17 protein-coding genes are annotated in these 19,711 nt (G+C 52.1%); 2 read left to right on the top strand and 15 right to left on the bottom strand.

The features are described from left to right. Positions 1-3: 3 nt before the first annotated feature. The gene (locus tag MHI43_RS15875) at positions 4-840 is read right to left on the bottom strand and encodes a transporter substrate-binding domain-containing protein (protein ID WP_036662915.1); all 837 of its coding nucleotides are present in this window, start codon (positions 838-840) and stop codon (positions 4-6) included. A 139-nt stretch (positions 841-979) separates the two neighbouring features. Further along, positions 980-1,858 carry a LysR family transcriptional regulator gene (locus tag MHI43_RS15880; protein ID WP_036662914.1) on the bottom strand — a complete coding sequence of 293 codons (879 nt, stop codon included), beginning with the start codon at positions 1,856-1,858 and terminating at the stop codon, positions 980-982. 264 nt (positions 1,859-2,122) lie between these two features. On the opposite strand from MHI43_RS15880, the gene MHI43_RS15885 reads away from it, so the two are divergent. Continuing rightward, positions 2,123-2,665, top strand: coding sequence for a GNAT family N-acetyltransferase (locus MHI43_RS15885; protein WP_036662913.1), 543 nt, complete (start codon positions 2,123-2,125; stop codon positions 2,663-2,665). A gap of 208 nt (positions 2,666-2,873) precedes the next feature. Here the strand turns inward: MHI43_RS15885 and MHI43_RS15890 are convergent, their stop codons facing one another. Genes MHI43_RS15890 through MHI43_RS15925 form a run of 8 tightly spaced genes read right to left on the bottom strand, consistent with a single transcriptional unit; the run spans position 2,874 to position 11,373 of the window. Then, on the bottom strand, positions 2,874-3,440 hold the full coding sequence (locus tag MHI43_RS15890; protein ID WP_036662911.1) for a GNAT family N-acetyltransferase: 567 nt from the start codon (positions 3,438-3,440) through the stop codon (positions 2,874-2,876). A 22-nt stretch (positions 3,441-3,462) separates the two neighbouring features. Then, entirely contained in the window at positions 3,463-4,476 is a 1,014-nt protein-coding gene (locus MHI43_RS15895; RefSeq protein ID WP_036662910.1) for an oligopeptide/dipeptide ABC transporter ATP-binding protein, read from the bottom strand. Then, positions 4,463-5,491 (bottom strand): ABC transporter ATP-binding protein, encoded by a 1,029-nt coding sequence (locus MHI43_RS15900; protein WP_235201780.1) that lies wholly within the window; start codon positions 5,489-5,491, stop codon positions 4,463-4,465. Before MHI43_RS15900 ends, MHI43_RS15895 begins: the two co-directional genes overlap by 14 nt. Then, complete coding sequence (locus MHI43_RS15905) at positions 5,488-6,297, bottom strand: ABC transporter permease (protein WP_036662948.1); 810 nt, start codon at positions 6,295-6,297, stop codon at positions 5,488-5,490. The genes MHI43_RS15900 and MHI43_RS15905 overlap by 4 nt, the downstream gene beginning before the upstream one ends. Positions 6,298-6,310: 13 nt before the next feature. Next, complete coding sequence (locus tag MHI43_RS15910) at positions 6,311-7,252, bottom strand: ABC transporter permease (RefSeq protein WP_036662908.1); 942 nt, start codon at positions 7,250-7,252, stop codon at positions 6,311-6,313. A gap of 18 nt (positions 7,253-7,270) precedes the next feature. Next, a complete protein-coding gene (locus tag MHI43_RS15915) occupies positions 7,271-8,896 on the bottom strand; it encodes an ABC transporter substrate-binding protein (RefSeq protein ID WP_036662906.1) in 1,626 nt (541 codons plus the stop codon). 24 nt (positions 8,897-8,920) lie between these two features. Next, complete coding sequence (locus tag MHI43_RS15920) at positions 8,921-9,634, bottom strand: HAD-IA family hydrolase (protein ID WP_036662903.1); 714 nt, start codon at positions 9,632-9,634, stop codon at positions 8,921-8,923. 20 nt (positions 9,635-9,654) lie between these two features. After that, the gene (locus tag MHI43_RS15925; protein WP_036662901.1) at positions 9,655-11,373 is read right to left on the bottom strand and encodes a CocE/NonD family hydrolase; all 1,719 of its coding nucleotides are present in this window, start codon (positions 11,371-11,373) and stop codon (positions 9,655-9,657) included. A gap of 386 nt (positions 11,374-11,759) precedes the next feature. Between MHI43_RS15925 and MHI43_RS15930 the strand changes: the two genes are divergently transcribed. Further along, positions 11,760-13,115, top strand: a complete 1,356-nt coding sequence (locus MHI43_RS15930) for an LLM class flavin-dependent oxidoreductase (RefSeq protein ID WP_036662899.1) — start codon at positions 11,760-11,762, stop codon at positions 13,113-13,115. 256 nt (positions 13,116-13,371) lie between these two features. Here the strand turns inward: MHI43_RS15930 and MHI43_RS15935 are convergent, their stop codons facing one another. The 5 genes from MHI43_RS15935 to MHI43_RS15955 all read right to left on the bottom strand — a co-directional run bounded on the left by MHI43_RS15935 (position 13,372) and on the right by MHI43_RS15955 (position 19,665). Next, complete coding sequence (locus MHI43_RS15935) at positions 13,372-14,709, bottom strand: O-acetylhomoserine aminocarboxypropyltransferase/cysteine synthase family protein (protein WP_015735356.1); 1,338 nt, start codon at positions 14,707-14,709, stop codon at positions 13,372-13,374. A gap of 226 nt (positions 14,710-14,935) precedes the next feature. After that, complete coding sequence (locus MHI43_RS15940) at positions 14,936-15,805, bottom strand: carbohydrate ABC transporter permease (protein ID WP_036662897.1); 870 nt, start codon at positions 15,803-15,805, stop codon at positions 14,936-14,938. A 12-nt stretch (positions 15,806-15,817) separates the two neighbouring features. Further along, positions 15,818-16,726 carry an ABC transporter permease subunit gene (locus MHI43_RS15945; RefSeq protein WP_036662896.1) on the bottom strand — a complete coding sequence of 303 codons (909 nt, stop codon included), beginning with the start codon at positions 16,724-16,726 and terminating at the stop codon, positions 15,818-15,820. Beyond that, a complete protein-coding gene (locus MHI43_RS15950; protein WP_036662894.1) occupies positions 16,723-18,351 on the bottom strand; it encodes an extracellular solute-binding protein in 1,629 nt (542 codons plus the stop codon). The genes MHI43_RS15945 and MHI43_RS15950 overlap by 4 nt, the downstream gene beginning before the upstream one ends. A 169-nt stretch (positions 18,352-18,520) precedes the next feature. Further along, a protein-coding gene (locus tag MHI43_RS15955; protein ID WP_085982516.1) for an IS3 family transposase occupies positions 18,521-19,665 on the bottom strand; the annotation gives its coding sequence in 2 pieces (ribosomal slippage) (positions 18,521-19,392 and positions 19,392-19,665; 1,146 coding nt in all). Positions 19,666-19,711 lie beyond the last annotated feature (46 nt).

Consider the following 19,711-nt stretch of genomic DNA (forward strand, 5'->3'; position numbering starts at 1 on the left):
TCATCATGGATTCGACGACGTGAAGTCGTCGCCCAGCCATTCCTTGCTCAGCTTGGTCAGCGTTCCATCCGATTTCAGCTCCTTGATCGCATCGTCAACCGCATCCGACAGCTTCTGGCTCTCCGGGTCATCCTTGCGGAATACGAACAGGATGTCGGCCTCCGACAGGTGGTCGCCCGTTGTTTTCAGCTTTCCTTGCGGGTCGATTAGCGGCAGCGTAAAGTCCGCCCCTACGGTTGCATCCACCCGGCCCGTCGTAATCTGGCTCACGGTATCATTCGCCGCGCCGTTCTGATAGACAATGTTGATCGCATCGTTATTGTCCTTGTTGTAGTTCTCCAGAATCTGAGCAGCCGCACTGGTTGCACCGGTCAGTACCTTTTTGCCCTTCAAATCATTCAGCGATTGAATGGAGTCGTTCTCCTTGGCGACGATGATCTTATTCCGCCAGTAGGCGTAAGGCTCTTTATTGAATAGGTACTTTTCCGTTCGCTCCGGATTCTTCTCCATCTGGTGGGCCACAAAATCAATTTTCTTCGTTTCCAGGCTCAGCAGCAGATTGGAAAACTCTTGGGTCTGCAGCTCGAACTCATACTCCGGCAAACGTTGATCAATCTCCCGTACCAGTTCAACGTCAAAGCCGGTCAGCTTTCCGTTCTCGTCAATAAAGCAGATTCTAGGAAAGGCCGTGCCCGTGCCGACAACAATCTTCGTTACTTTTCCTTCTGCAGCGTTCGCCGTGCTATCTTGTTGCGCCTCTCCACTCTTCGTGCCTGTTCCGCATCCGGCGATCACCCCTGCCAATGCGATTACAACGGCTGCCACGATTGATTTCTTCACGACCTCATCCCCCTTCAATCTTGTCCCGATTCGTAATTTAATAATTCCTATAGTTTTAGTAAGATTTATGTTGTCACTAACTTTACCGCGATTTGGGAAACGCGTCTAATAGAGTTTTTCTATTCATCCATGCATTTCATCAATAGGACAATTCGCGGCCGAGCTCCAGCAAGGAATCCAGAAACCCATTGTTGTGCCCGTTCAAGGAGATGAGATGGGTCTGCAGGGAAATGCCTGCCGTCTCGGCAATATCTACGGGAATCAGGCTTCCCTCGGCTACCTCCTGCTGAGCGCATAGACCCGGAAGAAAGCAGATGCCCGCTCGCCCCAGCACAAGCTTCTTCGCCGTCTCGGAATTATCGACCTGAAACACGATATTCGGCGGCTGTTTCAGACTCTCGAATACCCGGTGAATCCTTAGCCAATCCAGCGAACCGCATTCGAAGAAGACCAGCGTCTCGTGCCGGATATCCCGAATGGAGGCTCTCCCGGCAGCAGCAAGCGGATGATCCTTATATACATAGAGGCGGATGGGATCTTCAAAGAACGGATAGGATTGAAACGCCGGATTCATCAGCTTGCGGACGAAGGCCAGATCGATGTCCTTGGACGAGAGCTTGCCGGCCAGCTCTTCCGTGGGGCCTGTCGTCAGCTTGAAGTTCATCTCTGGAAACCGTCGGTTGAGCACCATAAGCAGATAGGGCATTAAGTAATTGGATACCGAAACCGTGCTTCCGATTCTGAGCTCATTGGGCATGGACGCTTTGGATTGAAGATGGTGTTTCCCTTTTTGGAAGGTTTGGAGGATCTGCTGAGCATAGGGAAGGAATTGTTTGCCTTTGTCGGTCAGATGAATCTGTTTGCCCAAACGGTCAAACAGCCTGCAGTCGAGCTCCCTCTCCAGCGACTGGATGCGTGCAGTCACCGTCGGCTGGGATAGAAACAGAACGTCTGCCGCCTTGTTGAAGCTGCCGTAGTGGTTGATGTAGACAAAAGCCTCGATATTTTCGATGTTCAAGCTAACACCTCCGGGATCATCATTAAATACACTATTCCAATGTATATAGATGGTTTAAAGACCGCAGTTTCCTTATAAATTATCCTTATCTTAATTGGAAAATTATTGTCAATCCAAATATGCTTATAGATTTTTTTAATGAAAGCATTAATATTTTTGTTTTCCAATGTGTTTAATTGGAATAAACTGCTATACTAATCTCACCTTATCAGGATATGGCCGTATCCTCTGAAGTTTAAATGACCGAAAAAAGGAGTGGTAGCGTTGAATTCAATCCAAGAAGTGATCGTACGGGATGCACATGAGTGGGAACGCGAGGCTGTTGCGGCTGTGATGCTGGAATCCTATCAGCAGTATGCCTTCGATCTGTCTGCGGAGCGATGGGAGGAATATCGGAATTCCATTAGGAGTTCGGCGTACAGCCATGCGCCGCATGCCCGGATCGTCGCCGAGTTTGGCGGGGAAATCGTTGGCAGCGTCCAACTCTTCCTCTCCTCGGAGGCCGCTTACGGAAAACCGGAGATGGGGATTCACTCGCCTATTATCCGCCTTCTTGCCGTATCTCCTGGTTCCCGGGGACGCGGGATCGCCACGCTGCTGATTCAAGAGGCTGCCCGCAGATCGATCCAGCTTGGCGCAACCACGCTGAATCTCCATACTTCCGACATGATGGCCTCTGCGGTGAAGTTATATGAGCGGCTCGGCTTTGAGCGGGCGTATGACACGGATATCATCAACAATGAAACACTTGTCAAAGGATACCGGATCGAACTTCCCGGATCCTTGCTGCTACAAAGCGCCTTATGAAAATAGAGGCCCTAATAATCTGCTTCCTTATGTTCAATGAGATTCTCATCTGTATTATATATATCTTTCTGCAGCAACGCCCTTATCCAATTATGAAGCCGTCCTGAGATTTTTCTCGCGAAAGTTTGGCCAATTCGTAACGACTTCATTATGTCTACTTTAAAGCCCTGAAAACTCTTTAATCCCTTGCTTATAAGAAGACCCGCCCTCAAGAAACCGGGCGGGGTCGATCATGAATGGAAGCAAGATCCTCGGGATGTTCCATGATGTATACCTCATACAGTGTGGGATCCAGTATTTTTCGCATAAGATGCATTACGCCGTCGCCGTTCTTGGGGTCGAAGTCCAGTATTGAAGCATAACCGTTGCGCCGATACATGTCAGCCAGCCAGGGATGCCGCGCGGCTGTCGCTAAAGTAACCGCAGGTGCTCGATGTTGTCCGAGAAGGACGGACCGTTCGACCCAATCCATTAACTTCGACCCAAGTCCCCTCGCTTGGAGCAAGGGATCCACCGCAAACCATTTTATAAAAGGCAGGGCCGTCACGTCCCGGACCTCTCCTTCCAGCGAATAGGTGAGCGTCGCCGCGATTTTACCGTCCTGCTCCAAGACATAGCATTCATTGCGCTGGATATTGGACGCAACGAGTTCCGCCGTGGCGTTGGCGGCAGGCCATTTCAGTTCCAACTTCCGAATCGGTTCATAGGCACGGAAAAGGATATCCCTTACCGTCGCAGCATCTTCCGCAGCTGCCAACCGTATGGTATCGCTCATCGAATATACCCCTTCCATTCTTTCATGATAATATTTCGACAGGAGCGGCTTCCGGGCTTGCGTATTTGCCCTCCCACAAATGGCATCGTACGGCGTGACCTTCCCCGACGCTGGACCACCCCGGCATTTCAGACTCGCAGCGTTCGAAAGCATGCAGGCACCGTGACCGGAACGGGCACCCGCTGATATGAGCCGTTGGATCCGGCAAGTCTCCGCTAAGAATGATCTGCTCCCGCTTGGCAGCGCCCCGTTCCGCCGGGATTGACGATACCAGCGCTTGCGTGTAAGGATGGAGCGGCCTGTCATACAGATCGTGCACATCCGCAATCTCGACAATGTTCCCCAGATACATCACGGCGACCCGGTCACTGACATAATGAACCACGTTCAGATCATGGGAAATAAACAGGTAGGTTAAGGACAGTTCATGCTGCAGGGATTTCAGCAGATTCAAAATTTGAGCCTGAACGGAAACGTCCAGGGCGGACACGGGCTCATCCAGCACAACAAATTCTGGATTCATCATGAGGGCTCGCGCAATGCCAACCCTCTGACGCTGGCCGCCGCTTAGTTCATGGGGATACCGGTTCCTATACGAGGCGTTCAGGCCAATCCGGTCCAGCATCTCCAGCACATCGCGCTTACGCTTCAATCGGTTTCCCAGCTGATTGTACTTCAGCGGCTCCTCCAATAAGCGCCCAACGGTAAATCTCGGATTCAGCGAAGTGTACGGATCCTGAAACACATACTGGATTTCCTGACGCAGCTGTCGTAGTGTCCTTCCCCCCGCATCTGTGATATCACTTCCTTTATAGTGAAGCTCTCCGGCACTCGGCTCAAGAAGGCGTGCTGTCATCCGTCCAACGGTGGACTTGCCGCAGCCGCTCTCGCCGACAAGTCCAAGCGTCTCTCCCCTCCTGATGGACAGCGAGACTCCGCGAACCGCCCGGAACTTCTTGCTGCCGGGCCAGGACTGCTGCGAGTAGGACTTCTCTATGTTTCTAAGCTCTAACAGCGGAGCTTCATACGACAGCATTAGCGTTCACCTCCTCGAGCAGGAAACAAGCAGCCGTATGCTGCTTCCCGACTTGGATAAGCGGTGGCTGCTCCTGCCGGCAGCGGTCGGCCGCGTATTCGCACCGGGAAGCGAACCGACAGCCGGCTCCTCTTTCATGGAGGGCCGGGACGGTGCCGGGTATGGAGTACAGTCGATTGCCCTTTTTCGCGGGAGTCGGAATGGAATTGAGCAGCCCTATCGTATACGGATGGCGGGGGTGATCAAAGATCTCCGATGCCGTTCCATGCTCCACCACTTTGCCGGCGTACATGACGATAATGCGATCACACATATCGGCGATCATGCCCAGATCATGGGAAATGAGCAGAATCGCCGTACCGTCATCCTCGCGAATCCTGCGCATCAAGTCCAGAATCTGGGCCTGGATTGTAACATCCAGTGCCGTCGTCGGCTCATCCGCAATCAAGAGACCCGGGTTGCAGGAAATGGCGATCGCGATCATGACACGCTGCCGCATGCCACCCGACAGCTGATACGGATATTCGTGCAGCAGTTTCTCCGGCCGGGGGAGTCCCACCTTGCGAAACAGCATAATTGCGCGCTCCCGTGCCTCGCTCTTGGAACAGCCCAGATGGAGTCTTAGGCTCTCCGTCACCTGATAACCGACCGTCAAGCCATGGTTCAAGGAGCTCATCGGGTCCTGGAATACCATCGATATTTCCTTCCCTCGAACCCTTTGCAGCCTGCGGTTGTCATAAGCGTGAAGCGGCAGCTTATCCTTGTACCACAGTTCCCCCCCGCTGATCCGCATGGCCGGAGGAAGTAAACCCAGCACGGAAAGCGACAGTATGCTTTTGCCGCAGCCCGATTCGCCGACAACGCCCACGATTTCTCCTTTTCTAATCTGAAGGGACACGTCCTCCAGCACATTCACGGCCGTCCTGCGGGACGTTTGCAATTCGATCCTCAAATTGCGGATATCAAGAACCTGTTCATCCTGTTTGGCTCCCAGTTCCATGCCAATCACCTTCATCCTCTCTTATCCCGGACATCGCGGACCCCGTCGCTTAGGAGATTAAAACCGAGCACGGTCAGCGTGATTACCAGCCCCGGTGCGAGGGTAAACCATGGCGCCTTGCCCAGAAAGCTCTGCGATTCGTTCAGCATTCTTCCCCAGCTTGGGTCCGGCGGCTGCACGCCTAGTCCCAAATAACTGAGCGCGGCCTCCACCAGAATCGCGGTCGAGAAGCTTAAAGCTGCCGTAGTGACGATAGAGGACGCTATATTGGGAAGAATTTGAATAAAAATAATGTTCATGTGACCTGCGCCGATGCCTCTTGCGGCCTTCACATATTCCGCCTCGCGATGCTGCAGCACCCCGCTGCGAATGACCCGCGCAAACGACGGAATGGATAATATTCCGATGGCCAGCATCGTCTGGAACATGCTGGGCTGGTAAATCGTGACGAGTAGCAAAGCGATGAGTATGCCGGGGAATGCAAGCAATGCATCGGTCCCCCTCATGAGGAGCTCATCCAGCCATTTGCCCGCGTAACCGGCCAGGGTTCCGATGATCAATCCTCCGGTCAACCCGATTCCGACGGATACGGCTCCAACCATAAACGCGGTCTGGGCTCCGACCATGACGCGGCTAAGCACGTCTCTTCCGAAGTTGTCGGTTCCCAGCCAATGATTCCAGCTCGGCCCTTGCAGCCGGTCCGCAATCTTCATGACGTTGACGGCGTACGGGGTATAAAACAGGCTGATCAGCATGATTGCAAGCAGCAACGATACAAACGTCATCCCCAGCACCAAACTTAAGCTGTATTTTCTATTCATCATAGCTTAGCTCCTACTTTAATCGGATTTGCGGATCCAGCCAGCGGTAGGACAGATCAACCAAGAAATTAATCGTAATGACGGTAAAGGCAATGATCAGTACCAACCCTTGCACCAGCGGATAGTCGCGGTTTCCAATGGCCGTTATGAGCAGGCTGCCGAAGCCCGGGAGCGTAAATACCTGCTCAATGACCAGGCTGCCGGCGAGCAGCTCGCCAAAATGAATGCCGATAATCGTAATGACGGGCAGCAGCGCATTCTTCAGCACATGCCGGTAATGAACGTCTTTCTCAGGCAGCCCTTTGCTTCGAGCAGTCCTTACATAATCCAAGTTCAGCTGCTCCAGCATCGTCGTCCGCAAGTACCGCACCACGATAGCAATCTGCGGAATCGCGAGCGCGATGGCGGGAAGCAGCAAGGATCGCAGGGCGAATAGCGGATTCTCCGACCATCCGACGTACGTGCTGACCGACACCCATTTGAGGGTAAGGCCGAAGACCAAGATCAGAATGATCCCCATCCAGAACGACGGAACGGCTAGACCGATCTGGGTACCTATCGATACAACCATATCCACGAGCTTTCCCTTGGTCCGGGCTGCCAGTATGCCCAGCGGTATGGCTACGCATACCGTAATTGCCATAGCCAGCACAGCCAGGGAAAACGTGACCGGCAGACGGGCTGCGATTAAATCCAAAACCGGCTCGGAGAACCTTAAGGATTCCCCGAAGTCCAATATCGCAATGCCCTGAATCCAGTCGATAAATTGCTCGCCAAGCAGGCGATCCGTGCCGAGCTTCGCCTCCAGCATCGCAATTTGCTCATCCGTGGCCTCTACGCCAAGAATGGTAAGCGCAGGATTGCCGGGAATGATGCGGAACACGGAGAAGGTCAGCACCACAATAAACAGCATCGTCAGCAGCAGCGTGAACGTTCGTCTTGCATAGTAGTTCATCCGGGCACCTCCAGCCCCCTATTCCGTGAAGTAGACACTCGACAGATCTTGGACATAGAGCGGATACTGCTTGTAACCCGCAAGTTTCTTATTGAGCGCCACATTGGAGTTCGGGTCCATGATGTAAATCGCAGCAGCATCTTCGGCTAGAATTTGTTGGGCTTTCTTATACAGCTCCACCCGTTTCGCATCATCCACTTCGGTTACCGCCGAACTGAGGACAGTATCGAATTCAGGGTTGTTATAATTGAAGAAATTGTTGGATGCATCGGAAATATATTTGTTCAGAATCTGATACGGATCCAGCTTGCCGTCAAGGCCAATGATCGTCAGCTCATAATCGCGGCCCTTATAGATCCGTTCGAGCCATACGGCCCACTCCACCGGTTCGATTTTGACTTTCACGCCGATCTGCTCCAGCTGCGCAGCGACGACTTGGGCCGTATCCACATGGAACTGGTAGTTGGAAGGCACGGAGAGCGTTGTCTCAAACCCGTTCGGATAACCCGCTTCGGCAAGCAAAGCCTTGGCTTTCTCCAGATCGGTGGCATATTGATCTTCGAGACCTTCCTGATAATACTTTGCAAGCACGGGGCTCAGGTTCGAACCGATCTTCGTACCGTAACCGAGCGCAACCCCTTGAATGATTTCATCTTTGTTGATGGCATAATTCAAAGCCTGGCGCACTTTTATGTCACTGAACGGTTTCTTGGCGTTATTGAAGGCAACCAGTTGCACCAGATTTTGCGGCGCGCTCAGGGTGGTATAGTCGTTGGCTATCTCCTCCAGCCGCTCCGTCCCGATCCGCGGGAATACATCCACTTCTCCGGATTTCAAAGCCAGCAGTCCTGCTTCCGCATCCGTAATGATCCGGAATTCGACCTTGTCGAGCGAAGGCACATCCTTCACATAATAATCCGGGAACTTCTCGACAACGAGCCGCTGTCCAGGCAAGTACTCCTTAAACTTGAAAGGTCCTGTGCCGATCGGGTTCTTGTTGCTGTCTTCATACCCCTTCGGAATGACCGCAGAGGTCAATGCCGTCAAAAAGGAGGAGCTGTTCTGCTTCAATTGGATCTCGATTGTGGAAGCGTCCTTGGCCTCAACCGACTGAACGTCCTCGAAAGCCGATTGCAGCGGTTTTCCTGTATCCAGCCCAGCCAAGCGGGAATAAGAATACGCCACATCCTCTGCGGTTACCGGGTTCCCATTATGGAATTTTACCCCGCTTCGCAGCTTGAACGTATAGATCAGACCGTCATCCGACACTTCGTAAGATTCCGCAATAGCCGGATTAAGCTCGCCCTCCTCGTTTGGCTTCAGCAGCCCCTCGAACACATTGAACAGCACTTCATTCGTGCCGGCTGCCACCGCCAGGTGAGGGTCGAGGAAATCAAGATCCTGCAAAATAATGACGACAACGTCGCCGCCCTGCACCTTGGCTCCGGAGGATTGCTCCGTCTTGATTTCCGGTGCCGGGGCAGATGACGTGTTGGCAACGCCGTCGCCGCCTCCATTGGTTCCCCCCTCTGGACTGCCGGTTGGAGCGGCAGCGTTGTTATTGCCGCAAGCGGCCGTAAACAGAATCAATAAAGCCATCGTTAAAATACCCATGCCATGACGCAATCTGCGATTTTTTCTCATAGGTATGACCCCTACCTTTCTTATTTAAGAGATGATTTTGGATGAAACGGATAATCGCTGCGGAAGCTCTTGTATCGATGAAATCAGCTGGACCGAATCCAGCTCCTCGATCCCCAGCATACCGAACCGGTTGATCAGGTAACTCTGCATGCCCGCCCGCTCACTCCCGATGACGTCATCGTAATAGTTATCACCGACGTACAGGCTTTCCTCGGGGGATATCCCGGCGCGCTCCAGCGCTAACTGAAATATCGCCCGATCCGGCTTCTCGATTCCCACTTCCGAAGAGATCACGATCTCATCAAGGAGCGGCAGTAAGCCATTTCTCTCCAGTACATCCCTTGCGGTATGATCCCAATTGCTGATAAGGCCCACCCCGTAGGAGTGCTCTTTCAAGGTCTCCAGTACGGGGCGGGTAAATGGAAACGAACGCCAGCCGACGCACTCCAGCTCCCGCTGAACCTCCATAATCCGCCGGTATTGCTTCGTCAGATCAAAATGCAAGCCCAGCGAGTGATTGAGCACGCCCAAGTACCATGGGAAAAAGGTATCGCGTTCCTTGGCCAGCACCCCCGGGTAATCCCTCATGAAATGTTTATCCGCCAGATGGTACGCCTCTTCGATCCGCTCCTGCGGAATGCTCACCCCTTGCTCCGCCAGGTAGCGGACGTAAACCTGTTCCCTGTCCTGATACACTAATGTGTATCCCAGATCAAACCAAATGAAGTTGATCGCCAATTTCCTTGTACCTCCCTGTCTTATTCATGGATGATCGGCAGCCAAAGCTTCGATGGATGCAGCTCATCATGGTATATCGTCTGAGTCGCCGTCACGAAGTCGGCCTCCGTCGCTTCCCCCGGATTCATCACTCGGTTCGGATTGCGGTCAAAGGTCGGAAACAGCGAGCTTGTGACATGAAGGCGGATGCGATGGCCTGGGCGGAACACGGCTGCCGTCGGCCCAAGCGATATTTCGTATCGGTGCACTTCACCCGGCACAACTGCCTCCGGAGCCGATAAACCATGGCGGTAGCTCGCTCTCACGATGCCCTCCGCGATATTATAGGAACGCCCGTCCGGGTACGCATCGACAAGCTTTGCGACAAAATCCGTATCCTCGGCCGAAGTGGAAGCATACAGCTCAACCGTTACCTCCCCGCTAAGAACCAGCTCCTCCTGGAGAGGCTCCGTCGAATAGACCAGCACATCGTTCCGAACCTCATTCGGTATCTGATTGCGAGGACCCATCGGCGTTAAATCGGGCACGGCGCCGGATCGGCCGCCGAGTGCGGGTACCGGGATCGAAGGATGGTACACATACGTGTCCGGATACTCCTCAACCGGCGCGCTCGTGGTCAGCGTTCCGTCACCATGAATCGAGTTCGCTCTCGACGAGCTGTGAAGATAATAAGCCGTATCCTGAGCTTCGGCTGGAGGCCACTGCTCCGCTTCGTGCCAGGTATTGCTTCCCATCCGAAAATAGGTGACCGAGGCCAGTTCATGAAACGGCTCCTTCCCTTTCAGCCAACGGTCAAACCACCGGAGCTGCAGTTGATCTACCCGGTTGGCCGCTTCCGGTCCGAAATCCAGCTCCCCGACATATCTCGACCACGGCATGTGAAACCACGGCTCTATGTACAAATACTGATGTGCCTTTGCGTTCTCCGTGGCCCCCCGCTTACGGATCCCGGTGAAGTTCTCGATTGTCCCGTCAATAAAAATGTCGTACCACCCGCCAATATGAAGCGCAGGCACCTCGACCGATTCATACTTTTCCTTCAAGGAAGTAGCATGCCAATACTCGTCACGGGACGGATGCCTCAGCCATTCCAGATAGTAAGGTGCGAGCTCCTTAACCGACTCGGGCGGATCGTTCAGCGGCAATCGCTTGTAAAAGGAAAACACGTCCCCGTATAACGCCGACAGCTCGGCTGCCCAGTCCCCGCGTCCGCGGCGAAGCGCGGTGTCCTGGGCAGCGAACAACATCCACGATTGCTGCAAGGCCAGGCTCAGGGCACCGTTTCGGTAGGCTTTGCCCTGATAGGAGTCGGAGCCGATCATAGCCGGTGCGATGCAGGCCAGATGAGGCGGCCTGCTGGTGGCCGCCAGCCACTGCATGGCACCCGCGTACGAGAATCCGTACATGCCGACCTTCGGTATGGCGTACGGAAGCGAGGCTGCCCACTCAATGGTGTCATAGCCGTCCTCTGCCTCATGTATGTATGGATGAAACGCTCCCTCCGAGGACCATCGGCCTCTGGCATCCTGCACGACCACTACATATCCATGCCGGGCATACCAGCTCGGATGCGCGTAATTCATCGTCTGCGCATCCTCCCTGTTGTACGGAGTTCGCAGCAGCAGCACAGGATAAGACTTGTCATCATTGGGCCGGTAAACATCCGCATACAGCCGGACGCCGTCCCGCATCGGAACGGGAATGCCCCGTTCCGTTCGGATTGAATCTTGAATGGACATCGATATTTCACCTTTCCGACAGAAAATAAGGATACAAAAAGAGATGCCGCGCTAATCTTCCGATTAGCAGCAGACATCTCCAGTTGACTGGTAAATGGCATTATTCCGACAATGACAATTGGTTTTGTGTGATATCGTAACGCAGTTTGTACGTCTCGTCAATAACCTATTTTCGCTGGCGTGTTTCCTCAAGTCAGCGATTCATATAATGAGCAAGTTACGGGTTGACAACGGCGGCATTGCTTATTAACATTCAGTTAAGCTTATATAGCCCATTATTCCGATCTTGATAATGCCAGATTAAGTCTACCAGTCAACTGGAGACACTTTTCCCCGATCTTTGGAGGAAAGTGTCTTTTTTTATTCATCCATAAGGAGTGAAGACCGTGACCCGGAAGAAAGAAATCAAATTATCGGCTTACCTTGTAGGCACCGGCATCCACGCCTCTTCTTGGCGGCGCGACGATGCTATGCCCAGGGCAAGCATCGACATCGATTATTACCGAACGCTTGCCCAAACTGCGGAACGTGGCAAATTCGACATGGTGTTTCTGGCCGACAGTCTGGCCATTAACGAAGAGTCCCATCCTAACATCCTGAACCGGTTCGAGCCTATCACACTAATCTCCGCCCTGGCGGGCGCGACCTCCCGCATCGGGCTGGTCGCCACGGCTTCCACCTCTTACGTGGAGCCCTTCAACCTGGCGCGCCAGCTGATGTCCGCAGACCATATCAGCAAGGGGCGGGTAGGCTGGAACATCGTCACAACCCGGGACTTATCCGGTAACACGGCACGGAACTTCGGCGCTGCCGAGCATTATGAGCTGGAGCATCGCTACCTTAGAGCTGCCGAGTTCGTAGATGTCGTTCGCGGCCTCTGGGATTCGTGGGAGGATGATGCCTTTGTCTTCGACAAGTCTTCCGGACGCTTCTTCGAGCCGGATAAGCTTCATCGCCTTCAACATCAGGGCGAATTCTTCTCCGTGGAGGGGCCGCTTAACATCGCGCGCTCCCCACAGGGGCAGCCGGTTCTGGTCCAAGCCGGCAATTCCGCTGCCGGTCAGCAGTTTGCCGCAAACGTGGGCGAAGTGATTTTCGCAATTAAATACAATTTCGAAGATGCACGGGAATACTATCAAGCCTTCAAACAGAAGATTGCGGCTTCCGGCAGAAATCCGGATGACGTATCCATTGTCCTTGGGATCTCGCCGGTCATCGGCGCGACAGAGGACGATGCGCTGCGCAAGCGCAAGCAGTTTGAGGAGCTGCTTACGGATGAGACGATTCTGGGTTTTCTGGCGGATTATTTTAAGGATGTCGATTTTACCGGCTTCACGCCTGAAACCACCGCAAAGGAAGCCGGCCTGGACATACTGCAGGCGAGGAATCCGGACTATCCCAAACATCAGCCCGTCATCGCAAGGGAGAATCCTACGCTGCGCGAAATCTATTCGCTCATTATCGGCTCCTTCAGCGGGGACCACTTGGTCGGTACGCCGGAGAAAATCGCGAATACCCTGGAACATTGGTTCAAGGAAGGCGCCGCGGATGGCTTCATGCTCATGGCTCCCGGCCTTCCCGATGGGCTCGAGGATTTTGTGGACGGGGTTGTCCCGCTCCTACAGGAACGGGGACTGTTCCGGCGGGAATATACCGGAACCACGTTGCGGGAGCATTTCGGTCTGACGATCCCTCCCAACCGCTTCCGTACAGCGTCTGAGGCGCAGGCTGCCACGCGTTAAGCGCTAGCGTTGATCGATAGGACCGACAGATAACCTCCATGCCCCGATCGTTGGAGGAGTCATCGCCCAGCATGCTAAAGCGCCCACCCGTAGTGAAACGGGGGGCGCTTCTTTGTACCAGGCCAATGTGATGATACCGTTGGCCGTTTTAATTACTCCATTAGAATAGCCGGACTACACCGGCCCCCTCTGACGGTCCAATTTCATCTTCGTGAAAAAGAAGCCAGTCAGCTTACGGACTGGCTCGATCAGCTTCTTATGATTGCAGCGTTCCTGCCGGTTTCCCGGCTAAACTTCCGGCCTTCTGCAAGGCCTGCTCCAAATCGTCAATAAGATCCAGCGAATCCTCGATGCCAACGGACAGTCGGATCAGATCCGGCGTTATGCCGCCGGAGAGCTGCTGCTCCGGCGACAGCTGGGCATGGGTCGTACTGGCAGGGTGAATGACCAACGATTTGGCATCCGCGACATTGGCCAGATGGGAGAACAGCTCCAGGCTGTCAATAAATCGATTGGCTGCCTCAAACCCGCCTTTTAAGCCGAAAGTAAAGATAGAACCTGCGCCTTTCGGGAAGTAGGTTTGACCCAGTTCATAGTAAGGGCTTGATGCAAGTCCCGGGTAATTGACCCAGGCCACTTCGGGATGCTCGTTCAGATACTGCACGATGCGATTCGTATTGGACAAATGCTTCTCCAGCCGCAGCGACAGCGTCTCGAGTCCTTGCAGCAGCAAGAAGGAGTTGAACGGGCTGATGGCTGCCCCGATGTCACGCAAAAATTGAACGCGCAGCTTCGTAATATAAGCGGTCTCGCCGAATTTCTCCAGGTACCGGATACCGTTATAGCTTGGATCAGGCTCCGTAAGCCCCGGGAATTTGCCGCTCTCCCAATCAAACCTGCCGCCGTCCACAATCAGGCCGCCGATGGTGGTGCCATGGCCCCCGATATATTTCGTCGCCGAATGGACAACGATATCGGCGCCATGCTCAATCGGTCTGATCAGATACGGCGTTCCGAAGGTGTTGTCTACGATTAATGGGATTCCATGTTCATGGGCTATATCCGCAATGCGCCTGAGGTCCGGTACGTTGAGCCCCGGATTTCCAATCGATTCAATGAAAAGGGCTTTCGTATGCTCGTTGATGGCGCGCCGGAAATTCTCGGGATCATCCGGGCTGACAAACGTCGTCCGGATGCCAAGCTTGGGCAGCGTGACGGCAAGCAAGTTGTAGGTTCCGCCATAAAGGGTGTTCGCGGCTACAATCTCATCGCCGGCCCCTGCAATATTAAATATGGAATACGTGACGGCCGTCGAGCCCGAGGCCACAGCGAGCGCGCCAGAGCCACCCTCCAAGGCAGCTATTCGCTGCTCCAGTACCTCATTCGTCGGATTGCTGATTCGGGTATAGGTGTTCCCAGGCTCTTCAAAATTCAGCACAGCGCGAGCGTGCTCCGTATTCTTGAATACAAAGGAAGAGCTTTGGTAAATAGGTACCGCTCTTGCGCCCGTCACCGGATCCGCCTCTTGCCCAGCGTGCACTTGCAACGTATCGAATCTCCATTTTTTCGAAAGGTTCTGCTGATCTGTCACCATGGTTCATCTCCTTTTTCTCCTATACAAACCAAAAGGAGACTGAAGGCATGGTCCCCTAGGGAACCCCTTCAGTCTCCAGTATTTCTGGTCAACTCCGTATACAGCACTTATATCCAATTATTCCTACTTATATAGTAGTTATATTGTACTTCCAACCGTACAACGTGTCAATGTGATGCGTTCAGCGGATCCTTAATCGATTATCATGGCATTCTTAGTATGATCCTTATCCCTTGACCGCTCCTAAGAAAGCACTCTTCACAAAATACTTCTGGAGAAACGGATAAATACACAGAATGGGCATAGTCGCAATCACGATTGTAGCATATTTGATCGTTTCTCCGATGTTTCGAGCTTCTCCTACACCTGCTCCAAAAGAAATGTTATCCGTCCCGTTGTTGATCAAAATCTCGCGCAACACCAATTGTAGCGGATACAATGTACGATCTTGTATGAATAGCGATGGGATAAACCACATGTTCCATTTGTCTGCCGCCGTGTATAGCATAATTACGCTAATGACTGGCATGGACAACGGGATCACTATTTTTAGAAGCACGGTCAAGTGATTGGCACCGTCGATCTGGGCCGACTCCTCAAGTTCAACAGGCAACGACAAAAAGGCGGTTCGCAAAATAATCAGGTGAAACGTATTTACCGCAAACGGAAGGAGCAGAGCCCACATGGTGTTCATGATACCCATATCATTTACTACAAGATAGAACGGTATGAGCCCAGCATTAAAGAACATCGTTACGACAATAAACAACATTAGGAACTTGCCCCATATGAAATTGCGGCGCGATAGCACGTATGCCGCCATAATCGCCATCGTTACATGTAGAATGAGACCTCCGCCAACCAGTCGAAGCGTGTTCCAGTAGCCCGACCAAACCGCCGGATTGCCAAGCGCTCTCTCGTAAGCCAGTGTACTAAAACCGGCCGGTTTCCACAGCAGTCCCTTTCTAGCCATAAGCAGGTCGCCATCGCTGAACGAGGCGAACAAGACGTAGATCAATGGATAAAGCGTAACAGCAACCAACGTGGTCAGCAGAAAGTACATGGCAATGTCAAGTATACGGTCGGATATACGCATAGGGTCCCCTCCTTACCACAGACTGTTTTGGTTTGTTTTTCGGGTTAGCGCATTGGCGATAACAAGCATCAGGAGATTGATTGCAGAGTTAAACAATCCAATGGCCGAACTGAAACTCCAGTCATTGTCGAGTAAGCCTTTACGATAGACGAACGTGGAAATAACGTCCGCCGTTTCATAGATCACTGGATTATAAAGCAATAATATTTTTTCGTACCCTACATCCATCAAATGACCTACCCGCAAAATAAACATGATTGCAATCGTCGGAAGAAGCCCTGGCAGCGTTATACTTCGAATTTGCCGCAAGCGACTTGCGCCATCTATACGCGCTGCCTCGTATTGCGCCTGCGGGATCGTCGACAGCGCTGCTGCATAAATAATCGACTCCCAACCGACCCGTTGCCAGATTTCGGACATCACGTATATGCCGCGGAACAGCCCTGGCTGCTGCAACAAATCCTGTCCATCTCCCCCCGTCAAAAACGTAAAGGCGAGATTCGCGACGCCGCCGCTCTGGGTTAGATCCTTGACCAAGCCGCAAACGACGATCAGCGAGATAAAATAAGGCATGAACGAAACCGTCTGCACGAATGATTTGACATATCGCGAACGAACTTCGTGAATCAAAAGCGCCAGTACAATCGGAGCTGTAAAATCGAACACCAGGGAGTAAAGGCTTAACAGCACGGTGTTCCGAAACAAGCGCCAGAAATAGTGGCTGTTAATAAAAGATCTGAAATGTTCCAATCCGACCCATTCACTTCCCCAAACCCCTTGAATCGGTGAATAATCTTTAAATGCGATAACCGCGCCGTACATAGGCAAATACTGAAACAAAACATAATAGGCGACGATTGGAATAGCGAGCACATAGAGCCATTTGTTACGATTAAAATCTTTGGCGACTCTTCTGATCATCGGTTCAGGAAACGGTCGTAAGCAGCCTGTTGAATTTCTAGCGCGCGTCTGATACCAAGAGACTCCAACTTCTCCGTAAGCTCACGAAAAGCTTCATCCGCCGGTTCTGAACCCAGAATGACCTTTAGTGTGATCTCGTTGACTAGCGTGTCGACATCAGACATAATGCGCGCAAATTCGTTCGATTCCTCAGATGTAATCGACACGGGCGGAAGTACGTGCTTAAGGTTGTCCGTTTTCCAATTGTCGTAATTGTGGTCCTCATTCGTCACGGCCAATTTACCGATCAGCTCCTTAGATTCCACGTACGGACCTGGATTTACGGTATGGGTGTAGAGCGTCAATGCTTCTAGGTAGGACAGATTGTCCGGGTTACTCGTGATTAATTCTGTCAGCTCCGGTTTGCCGCCTTTCCAGTTGAATGACTGTCCTTCGATTCCATAATTGAAAAGCAGGTAGCCCTCTTCTCCGTAGGCGTAATCAAGCACTTGAACGGCAAGCTCTGGATGCTTGCTGCTGGCGGATATCGCAGCAGACGCTTCCGCCCCGTACAACCACGCTTCCTGTCCAAATTTCGGAGTCTCCCCTTTTTGCAGCACGGGATAAGGCGCGAACACGAAAGTCGCTCGCGGATCTCCATCCCTAAGAGCAGCCTCCCATTTGTCGATATTGGCACCCGAGGAGACGGTTGCTCCCGAAGCCCCTGTCATCAGATTCGCATCCTGCGTTTTTCGGTCGTTCTGCGTAAAGTTCGGGTCGAGCAATCCTTCTTCGTACCATTGATTCATTGTTTTCAAAAACTGTATATATCCAGGCTGCAGCGGACCATACAACACTTTCCCGTCTTCGTGATAAAAATCGCGAATGACGCCGAACGCCCCGATAAAAGCTCCATCCAGAAAACCTTGCAGCGCATGGGTTTGGCTGCTGAAAGTCAATGGTGCACGTACGCCTTTTCGCTCCTTGAACGCGATCAACACTTGGTGCCATTCATCGATTGTTGTGGGGACTTCCAAATTTAGTTCCTGAAGCCAATCCTTGCGCAGCACCGGACCTGCCCACTGTGTGGTCATGCCGCCTTCTTTAAGAAACGGAAATGCATAATAGTCTCCGTTGTCCGTTTTCACCAATTTGTCGATATCGGGATGCTCCTGTAAATACTTTTTCAAGTTCGGCGCATGCCGGTCGATGAGTTCGTTCAGTCTTAAAATATATCCGTCTTTCAATGCCTTTTCAGGTCCACCTGACACACCATCCAGCCAATTATATTCGATAATGTCGGGTAAATTTCCTGAAGCAAGCATTACGCTGAACGATTCCTTTGCCTGTGTTGCAGACACCTCAGAAAACCGAATCGGTACCCCGATCCGTTTCTGCCATTCCTGATAAAAAGGAATATCGTTAACGCTCGGTTTGAGCGTCGTCTGGCTTTGCAGCCAGTACGTCAGTTCGGCCCCATTTTGGATTGGGTAGACAGCCTGCCCGTCTACCGTTTCACCGTTCGAAGAACGGCTTGCCGATTCGGTGATTTGATCGGAGACTTCATTCCGTCCCGAGCAAGCTGAAATAAGGATCAATATCACCAGCACAAGCGGCAGAACGGCAACTTTTTTAATGGTCAACATATCTGGTTACTCCTTTTGAGCATGGGTTTCATACTTGAAACGATGGGCTCGGTTTGATAATATTCATATTAAACAGGGATGATTAGTCGATTATAATAACAAAAAAAGAGGGGTATTGAATAGGGACTGACCCCCGTTTGTGAGACAGGGATCAAAACACCTTGCAAGTTTAAGCAGCCAGTTGCCGGAAATGAAGCGGCGACTGGTTGTTTAGTTTTGTTTGAATGCGAATTGAGTTATAGTAAGTAATGTAGTCTCGAACGGTCTGCTCGACGATGGCTGTCGTCGTACAGGTTAAACCTTCGAGATAGAACGTTTCAGACTTTAGCGTGGAATGAAACGATTCAATGGGGGCATTATCAGCGGGCGTACCCTTGCGGGACATGCTCATGGTAATGCCTTTTCCCTTCACAGCTTCTTGATAGGCCTGAGATGTGAAGACGCTGCCCTGGTCGCTATGGAGCATAGTGCCTGGCAGAGTGGGCAGCTGACCCAGCGTGTCCAGGACAAACCCGGTGTCTTGCTTGTCAGAAATACTGTACGCCACAATCTCTCCGTTAAACAAGTCCAAGATACTCGACAGGTATAACGTTTTTCCGCCAAACGGCAAATACGTAATATCTGTAACGAGTTTTTGCATGGGGGCATCGGCTGCAAACTGGCGCTTTAACAAGTGCTCTGCGATATAAGCTGGCTGCCCAGTAGGTTTGCGTTTCTTCACTTTGACACGACATTGGAGCCCCTCGCGCTGCATAATCCGCTGCACGCGTTTATGGTTTATCTTACGCTCCATCCGAAGCAGAGCCGTGATCTTCCGGTATCCATAACGAAATTTATGCTGACTACAGAGTTCTCGAATCGTCTCTACCATGTGATCTTTACATGGGTTCTTGTAGGCGTTCTTCCAGCGATAGTAGGTGGAGCGAGAAAGCCCGATCCATGCACACGCTTGAGTTACACTGATTTCTCCTCGAACAGACTCCACCCACTCCACTACAGCCTTTGGCGACACCTCCTTTGCATTTCCACGAACTTTTTTAGCAGATCTAATTGTTGCTTCAGAAACCGATTTTCCGCCTGTACCTTCTCGAGTTCTGACGTATATTCAGGGCCTTTACCGTAGCTGTATTGTTTACCGACAGGTTGCTCCAACCGGTTCCATTGGCCGCTGCGATACCATCTCATCCAGGTCTCCACTTGTGTCTTATTTCGTATGTTCAGTTGGTCCATGACTTCTTTCACTGGAATGCCATCCAACCTCATTTCAATAGCTTTCTTTTTCACTTCTACTGGATAGCTGACTCTTGTTGCCAACGCAAAAACACCTCCAAAGTTGTCCCCATATCTTACGACATGGTTG

The sequence above is a fragment of the Paenibacillus sp. FSL H8-0457 genome, from assembly GCF_038051935.1.
GTDB classification, from domain to species: domain Bacteria; phylum Bacillota; class Bacilli; order Paenibacillales; family Paenibacillaceae; genus Paenibacillus_AQ; species Paenibacillus_AQ lautus_A.